At 37.0% G+C, this 7,990-nt stretch carries 7 protein-coding genes and 2 pseudogenes; all 9 read right to left on the bottom strand.

Annotated features, from left to right (window positions below):
• Positions 1–74: 74 nt before the first annotated feature.
• A complete protein-coding gene (locus tag TJ68_RS00035; RefSeq protein ID WP_238315986.1) occupies positions 75–1,019 on the bottom strand; it encodes a cytochrome P450 in 945 nt (314 codons plus the stop codon).
• Between the two features lie 84 nt (positions 1,020–1,103).
• Positions 1,104–1,325 (bottom strand): hypothetical protein, encoded by a 222-nt coding sequence (locus tag TJ68_RS08615; protein ID WP_238315984.1) that lies wholly within the window; start codon positions 1,323–1,325, stop codon positions 1,104–1,106.
• 369 nt (positions 1,326–1,694) lie between these two features.
• Complete coding sequence (locus tag TJ68_RS00030; protein ID WP_040928072.1) at positions 1,695–2,114, bottom strand: hypothetical protein; 420 nt, start codon at positions 2,112–2,114, stop codon at positions 1,695–1,697.
• Between the two features lie 269 nt (positions 2,115–2,383).
• Positions 2,384–2,569 (bottom strand): annotated as a pseudogene (locus TJ68_RS08215) (IS30 family transposase); the annotation flags it as partial.
• Between the two features lie 234 nt (positions 2,570–2,803).
• Positions 2,804–3,076 (bottom strand): pyridoxamine 5'-phosphate oxidase family protein, encoded by a 273-nt coding sequence (locus TJ68_RS00025; protein ID WP_040928071.1) that lies wholly within the window; start codon positions 3,074–3,076, stop codon positions 2,804–2,806.
• 291 nt (positions 3,077–3,367) lie between these two features.
• A pseudogene (galU, locus tag TJ68_RS00020) lies at positions 3,368–4,255 on the bottom strand (UTP--glucose-1-phosphate uridylyltransferase GalU).
• Positions 4,256–4,593: 338 nt separating this feature from the next.
• The gene (gene galE / locus TJ68_RS00015; protein ID WP_040928075.1) at positions 4,594–5,589 is read right to left on the bottom strand and encodes a UDP-glucose 4-epimerase GalE; all 996 of its coding nucleotides are present in this window, start codon (positions 5,587–5,589) and stop codon (positions 4,594–4,596) included.
• 52 nt (positions 5,590–5,641) lie between these two features.
• Positions 5,642–6,736, bottom strand: a complete 1,095-nt coding sequence (gene wecB, locus TJ68_RS00010) for a non-hydrolyzing UDP-N-acetylglucosamine 2-epimerase (RefSeq protein ID WP_040928074.1) — start codon at positions 6,734–6,736, stop codon at positions 5,642–5,644.
• A 19-nt stretch (positions 6,737–6,755) separates the two neighbouring features.
• Positions 6,756–7,990 (bottom strand): nucleotide sugar dehydrogenase (locus tag TJ68_RS00005; protein WP_337587676.1); only part of this gene is annotated, 1,235 nt, incomplete at its 5' end.

The following is a 7,990-nucleotide window of genomic DNA, read 5'->3' as shown; positions in this document are numbered from 1 at the left end:
GACAATTATAAAATAAAGGGATGGGGTTAACGTATTCCCCATCCCTTTCTATTTATTTCACTAGATTATTACAGTTATTTTAAACGTGTTGGTTTTATTTTCACTTTGTCATTCGGTACAGCTGGAATGTCGTTGTATTCAAAGCTGAAATCTTGGTCCGGTACTTCAAATTCCAAATGATTGACAAGAAAGTCGAGTGTTGTCCGCATAACGACTATCGTAATAAACTCCCCTGCACAGCGGTGACCGAAGTCATAAGAACCTCCACCTTGCGGAATAAAGTTAAACGGTGTCTGCTGCCAGCCTTTAAAACGCTCCGGCGAGAACTCTTCTGGACGAGACCAATCGTCAGGATGACGGTTGGTACCATATAAGTCCAAGAGCGTTAAAGTGGCTTCCTTAAACTCGTAACCTTGCCATTCGAAATCAAGGGCTACACGTGCCACTGCGACTGGGAAGAAAGGATAATAGCGTCTGACTTCCTGAATGAACCATTCGAGCTGTTCAAGACTAGCACCCTTCAGTTTACCCGCCTCCTCTTTATGTTCATGGAGTGCGAGACCCATCATAGCGACCCAGACACTAATCGCATTAATCGGACGAATCAGATTTAAAATCTCTACTGTCGCAATCTGAGCATCTAAAAGTTTTCCATCTAGATCTTTGTGCATAGCGAATTGATAGAGCGCTCTGTCTTTATCAGCTTCAATCTCACCATTACGTACACCTTCAATAAGTTCTTGAATCCAATCCTCAACCAGAGAGCGGGATTTACGCCCTTTCCAGTGCTGTATCCCGAGCTCTGCAGGCGACTCATATAAATCAGAAATCTGCTTCGCACGAGTCTCGAGATCCTCATCTTCCAAAGAAACACCCACCCAGTCGCAGGCAACCTGCAGGAATACTATCTTCGCTGCTTCGTATAACTCCACAGTATCAAACTCATTGATATCCGCAAAAAATTCGTGCCAGTATCTCTCTGTAAGGCTCTCAATCTCATCCATGGCTTTGTTGTCCATTAAAGACATAAACATTGCTTTACGATTTTTGTGCGCATCACCATCGAGACCCTGTACGCCCCCATTCACCGAAAAGTGTCTTGTTCACTCTAGCAGGTGCAGCATCACTTCTTCTGAAGCGGTGTTGTCATAAAACAACTCAGCCTGTTTACTGCCAGTAAGACAAATCGTTTTTTCACCGAGAATACGCGTTTCAAAAATGTTTGTATCAAGCGCTCTGTCACGATTCATGACAAACTCATAACCCTCTTTAAGAAGACTTAGAGTCTTATCAAGACCTGAATCTTTTGGCATATTTGAATTCATTTAAACACTCCTAATTAATTGATATTAATTAGTTTTACCCTAAATGTGGTTTTGTTACACTTATCTATGAAAGAACCTCCATTTGCATTTAGAAAATTATAAGATAAAAAACAGTTAATAGAAAAAAGACAAAAAGACATGCATAGGGAGTTATACATATCTTTAATAATTATAATTTTGAAAAATCCTGTGCCCCCTTAAATATCCATATTATTTACTAGAGCATAAACTTTCGGCATAGTCTTATTAATATATTCTGCATTAACTTTACGGCTCTCCCTATTTGTCATTTCATAATCGTAATATTTCCAATCATCATGATGTACTTGAGGAGAAGGATGATGGAAAAATAGCTCTTTAACATTTAGTTCATCTTCTAAATTTTTTGTTTTGTGCTTTCCATGCTCTTTCAGTGGCTACTCCAAATAGAATAATAAGGGTGTTTTCATCGAATCTATGCTTTATTTCATTTATTTCTATCTCTTCTATATTGACAAAATAAATTCCTTTCTCTTTAAACTCATGAACTACTTTTTCAACATTAGTATACTTACTGAATTCAGTCATTTTTAATGGTTTACCTGCTAAAAAACTCATCACTCTTCTATAAGCAGTTATTTTATATAATCTCTCACAGTATGAGTCTTTATGTTTCTTTTCATTGTTTAATTTCGGAATAAAAGCTACCGTGCAAAAATCATATCCTTTTAAACTCAATGGTCCATACCTTTTATTGCTCGGATACTTCTCAAGACCTACAACAAGTACTCGAATATTTTCATTATGCATTTATATGCTCCTTTAAGCTAATTGATAATTAATCTATGCTACTACATTCTACTATAACTTTAATTTTTGTATTGGGACAATTTCATCATTTGCATTATGTTAACAATTATCAAATTTCTTTAAAAAATATAACATATCTCAAAAACAAACCTTTCTATTATTTTAGTAGTAGTTTCACCTGATATATATTACATACCTTTACCCTGTATATAGAAAAAATATATTAATATGTTATGTAATAAAGTTAAGATTCAAAGATTCTTCGTTTGTCAAAATAAACTAGACAGCCTGCCTACATCCATGTAACTCATAAATGCTTCCAGCGGTGTCTGGTAGTTCAAAGACTTTCTGGGTATGTGGTTTCTCTTGGAGGCTACTGAAGCAAACATCCTCTGATCCACTGTGTTGAACTCCATATGCTTGGGCAGGCCGTCTTTCCGAAGCAGGGAGCCAGCGCGTACTGTAGAATCCGCTGACCAAAGCGATAGCTTGGTCCGTGTTTTCCGTTTCCCCATCTTCACAGATTATGACATTTAGTGCTCATGTTATTTTTAGTTTAAAGAGATCTATATATAAAAAGTGCGTATTATCCACAATTTAAAGTGAGTAACACGCTCATAATATTGATTTCCTGGGAAGCTTCATCCAAGCCTCTTTGTGATCCTTAAATTTAATGCCTTATCCCTATTCTACTCCCCCACCAGCTTCACTTTCAACGCCATAACCTTAAGCATCACTATGTCCGTCGCCACAGTGAGCGGCCCTTTCTGCTGCGTCAGCCAGTCGATGATATCCTGGTCGGTGACCACTTCAATCTCACCTGTAACCTCAAGTTGATCCGCAGCATCCGCATTCCCGCCCAGCGTAACATATACATGCGGGTTCTCCTTGATGCCTTTCAGGACGGGGGAGTCTGTTTCCGTTTCGGTATATAGTGCATAATCCTTTATATAGAAAGTCATTTATTCGCTGACTGTGGGACTGACTGACGTCGACAAGGTGCCTGCTTTGGAAGTCTGGAGGACCAGATCAATCTCGTCCATCAATTTCTCGGTTTCCATCTATATATCACCTCATGTTATAAAAGATAACCTTTATTGGTTGTAGAAGCAATGGAAGTTATGAAAATAAAAACCGAATCCTCATGAAATCACGCTAAAGTCATAAAGTCCTCGCTCATGAAGATTCACATATCAGCTCATTGAGCAGTCTCCAAGACATCCATCTCTCAGATGATAGGTTCTTTTCCCACCTTACTTGAATACCCGGTTTCTGTGCTTTTCTAAAGTCTCTTCCATATAATCAAGTAAATCTTCTTTCATAGAAGATTTAAGAGCGTATTCAAGTGTTGTAGTGACAAAGCCTGTTTTATCTCCCACATCATAACGGGTGCCTTTGAAGTCATACGCATAGACAGAACGTTTCTTGCTTAAATCAGCCAATGCATCTGTCAGTTGGATTTCTCCACCTGCGCCTATCTTGCCTTTTTCAAGCTCATCAAAAATATCAGCGGTAAGTACATATCTGCCCATGATTGCCAATCTTGAGTCGGTCTCAGATAAATCAGGCTTCTCATACATTTTAGACACATTGTATAAGTTTTCTTCTCGACTCTCATACTCGATGATGCCATATCTTGATACTTCCTCATCAGGTACGGTCTTAACCCCTATAATCGGCCCCTCAACCTGATCGCACATATCGACTAACTGCTTGATGCCTGGAGTATCACTTTCTACAATGTCGTCACCAAGTAGAACTGCGAATGGTTCATCACCGATGAATTGTTTTGCTGTATGGATTGCGTGACCGAGTCCTTTCGGTTCTTTTTGTCTTATGTAAAATATATTAGCTAAGTTGGTAGAGAGATTAACCTTTTCTAAAACATCATATTTTTCTTGTCTCTTTAAATTTAACTCAAGTTCAACCTGGTGATCGAAGTGATCTTCAATTGCTCTTTTATGTCTGCCTGTAACTATAATGATGTCTTCAATACCAGCAGCAACCGCTTCTTCAACGATATATTGAATAGTAGGCTTATCGAGTATAGGCAGCATTTACTTTGGCATTGCCTTGGTAGCTGGAAGGAACCTTGTTCCTAAACCTGCTGCAGGTATAATTGCTTTTTTAATTTTTGACATGACCATCCTCCATAAATTCTAAATTATAAATTTTGTAATGATCTACATACCAATTAATAAAATTTTGCAAGTCATCTTCTATCGGTGTAGTCGGTTTAAACCCTAATGTGTTATATAACTTGTCTGTTAATGCATAAGCCGCCGGTACGTCCTCTAGTTGTATTGGCTCAAAATATTTTCAAACTCTACTTTTTTATCCAGTCTGATTGATAACGCATCTTCCAGAGCAGTTTTGAATTTCATTAACTTTACCCAATTATTAATTCTTAATTATAGACTTCATGCTTCACTTGCTTTGCGAGCGGGTTTGGAGTCAATTTTACTATACCTTTCCCTACTTATTCTTTATAGCTCTTCTCAAACCGCCATGCATCCCGGCACATCGCAATAATATCGCGTTTAGCTGTCCAGCCAAGTTCCCGCTTTGCTTTTGAAGCATCAGCATAGCATGAGGCAATATCCCCAGGTCTCCGATCAACTATTTCATAAGGGACCTCAATATCATTTGCTTCTTTAAAGGCTTTTACTAACTCTAGTACACTAGTACCCTTCCCAGTTCCCAAGTTATAAACATGAACACCTTCAGTAAGATTTTCCAATGCAGCAACATGGCCTTCAGCAAGATCCACCACGTGAATATAATCACGAACTCCAGTGCCATCCACTGTGGGATAATCATTTCCAAATACTCTTAATTTCTCAAGTTTACCTTTTGCCACTTGAGTAACGTAAGGCATAAGGTTATTTGGAATTCCATTAGGTGCTTCACCAATTAATCCGCTCTCGTGAGCCCCCACTGGGTTGAAATATCGAAGAATTGAAACTAAAAAAGCAGGGGTCGCATTTGCTATATCAGTTAGAATCCGCTCACTCATAGCTTTTGTTTCACCATAAGGATTAGTCGTTGGTAAAAGCTCCATTGTTTCTACAAAAGGTACTTTATTATCTCCATACACTGTTGCAGATGAGCTAAAGACAAATCGATTGACACCATATTTCTGACAAGCTTTTGTTAGAACCATTGTACTTACGATGTTATTGTAATAATATTCTAGAGGCTTTTCTACTGATTCGCCAACCGCTTTAAGGCCAGCAAAATGAATAACTCCATCAATCTTGTAATTTCTGAAAATAATATCAACGGCTTCTGCATCTGTTACATCAATCTCGTAAAAATTAACTTCTTTGTTAGCTATATCCATGATTTTCATAACAGTTTCACTCTTACTGTTAGAAAGATTGTCAGCAATAATGACTGAATGTCCTGCTTCAAGTAAAGCTACACAAGTGTGAGAGCCTATATATCCGGCACCACCGGTTACTAGTATGTTCAGGTTAAAAACCTCCTTTCCTATCATTTCTTAACAAATCACACGATGTACCTGTCTAAGATTCCAATATATCTACTATTCTTTTACTAGCAAGACCATCACCATACGGATTGCTTGCGCGACTCATTTTTTCATACTCAGCTTTATCCTCAAGAAGTAATTTAAAAGTCTTATAAATATTTTCTTCTTCTGTTCCAACTAGTTTCAATGTTCCTGCCGCTATACCTTCTGGACGCTCTGTTGTATCACGCATAACCAACACTGGCTTACCTAAGCTAGGTGCTTCCTCTTGAATTCCGCCACTATCAGTTAATATTAGATAGGATTTTGAAAGGAAATTGTGAAAATCCAAGACTTCCAAAGGTTCAATAATTCTAACCCTTTCACAGTTTCCTAAAATCTCATTAGCAGCTTCTCTTACTGTTGGGTTCATATGAATTGGATATATAGCCTTAATATCTGGATACTCATTCACAATTCGTTTGATAGCTCTGAACATATTTCTCATTGGTTCACCCAGGTTTTCTCTTCGATGAGCAGTTATCATAATAAGTCGGCTACCTACTGCCCAATCAAGTTGTTCATTAGTATAATCATCTCTAACCGTTGTTTTAAGTGCATCAATGGCAGTATTCCCTGTTACATAAATATTAGAAGGATCTTTACCCTCTTTTAAAAGATTATCTTTAGAAGTTTCCGTTGGAGCAAAGTTATATTTTGCTATAATTCCTACAGCTTGACGATTAAACTCTTCTGGATACGGTGAGTAAATATTATTAGTTCTTAACCCTGCCTCCACATGACCAACTGGAATTTGCAAGTAAAAGCATGCTAACGACGTTACAAATGTTGTAGAGGTATCACCATGTACTAATACTATATTTGGTTTTACTTCTTCCAATATAGCTTTCATTTTTTCTAGAATATTTATAGTCACATCAAATAGCGTCTGTTTTGCTTTCATAATTGACAGATCATAATCAGGAACCACATTAAATGCATCCAAGACTTGATCTAACATCTCTCTATGCTGACCTGTAACGCAAACAACCGTATCCAATGCATCTCTTGTTTTTAACTCCCTAACTAATGGACACATTTTGATTGCTTCTGGCCTTGTTCCAAAAACTACCATTATTTTTTTCTTCATTTTATCAACCAACTTTACTTTATAATTTATATGAACCTTCAAGCAAACAGATATTTTTAGTATCAAGAATAAGCTTGTCTTTAATTAGACTCATTTTATTCTTAATATGATCATGTCCTACCATAATAACAATGATCTCTACCTCATTTAAAAAGTCCTCAAAATTCATAAATTGATGGTCTACAATTCTTTCTTTCACATATGGGTCATATACCTTTACTCCATACGCCAAGTGCTCATCCATTCTTTCTAATAATTGAAGTGTAGGGCTTTCTCTGATATCGTCAACATTTTCTTTATATGCAAGACCATAGAGGCCAACTTTTGATATATCCTTAATGTCATGCTCTCTCATAATATCTCTAATTCTTCCTAATACATGTCTAGGCATAGAATCATTTGTTTTTCGCGCAGTCAAAATAAGGTTTGTTAAATCTGGATAGTCTCCAACCAAAAACCATGGGTCTACAGAGATACAATGCCCCCCAACGCCCGGACCTGGTTGTAATATATTAACTCGTGGATGCATATTTGCAATTCGAATAATCTCATAAACATCCATATTATCAGTACGACAAATTTTTGCTAATTCATTAGCAAATGCAATATTAATATCCCGATAAGTATTCTCAACTACCTTAGACATTTCTGCTGACCTAATATCAGTAACGACAATTTCCGCTTTACAGAAGTTCGAATATAATCCTCTAACTTTCTCACCTATTTCTGAATTATCTGCACCAATTGTTCTTGAATTGTTTTCAAGTTCATAGATCATATTCCCAGGTATAATTCTTTCTGGTGCATGTAACAAATGTACATCTTTTCCAACAATAAAACCTCTTTTTTCTATTTCAGGACGAATATATTTATCAATAGTTCCCGGTGAAACTGTGGATTCAATAATTAAAGAGGCACCTTTTTCACAGACATCGAGCACGTTATTCAATGCTGAAATAACATACTTCGGATCAAGCTTCTTACTGTCTTTGAGATAAGGTGTTGGAACTGCAATAATGTAAGTATGGGCCTTCTGATATTCCGTTTTAAATTCAATTCCATTTGAACGAGCCTCTTTAAATAAGTCTTCTAACCCATTTTCCTCAAAAGTAAGCTTACCCTCTTTTAATGAATCTATTAAATTTGCATTATAATCAGTGCCTACTACCTTAAGCCCACTTTTTGCAAACATAAGAGCTGTGGGTAAACCTATATATCCTAGTCCGATAATATTAATCATTATAAAAACTCCTT

Source organism: Nosocomiicoccus massiliensis (genome assembly GCF_000438455.1).
Taxonomy (GTDB): Bacteria; Bacillota; Bacilli; order Staphylococcales; family Salinicoccaceae; genus Nosocomiicoccus; species Nosocomiicoccus massiliensis.
The sequence above is the reverse complement of the archived record's forward strand: the minus strand, read 5'-3'. Positions and strand labels throughout refer to the sequence as shown.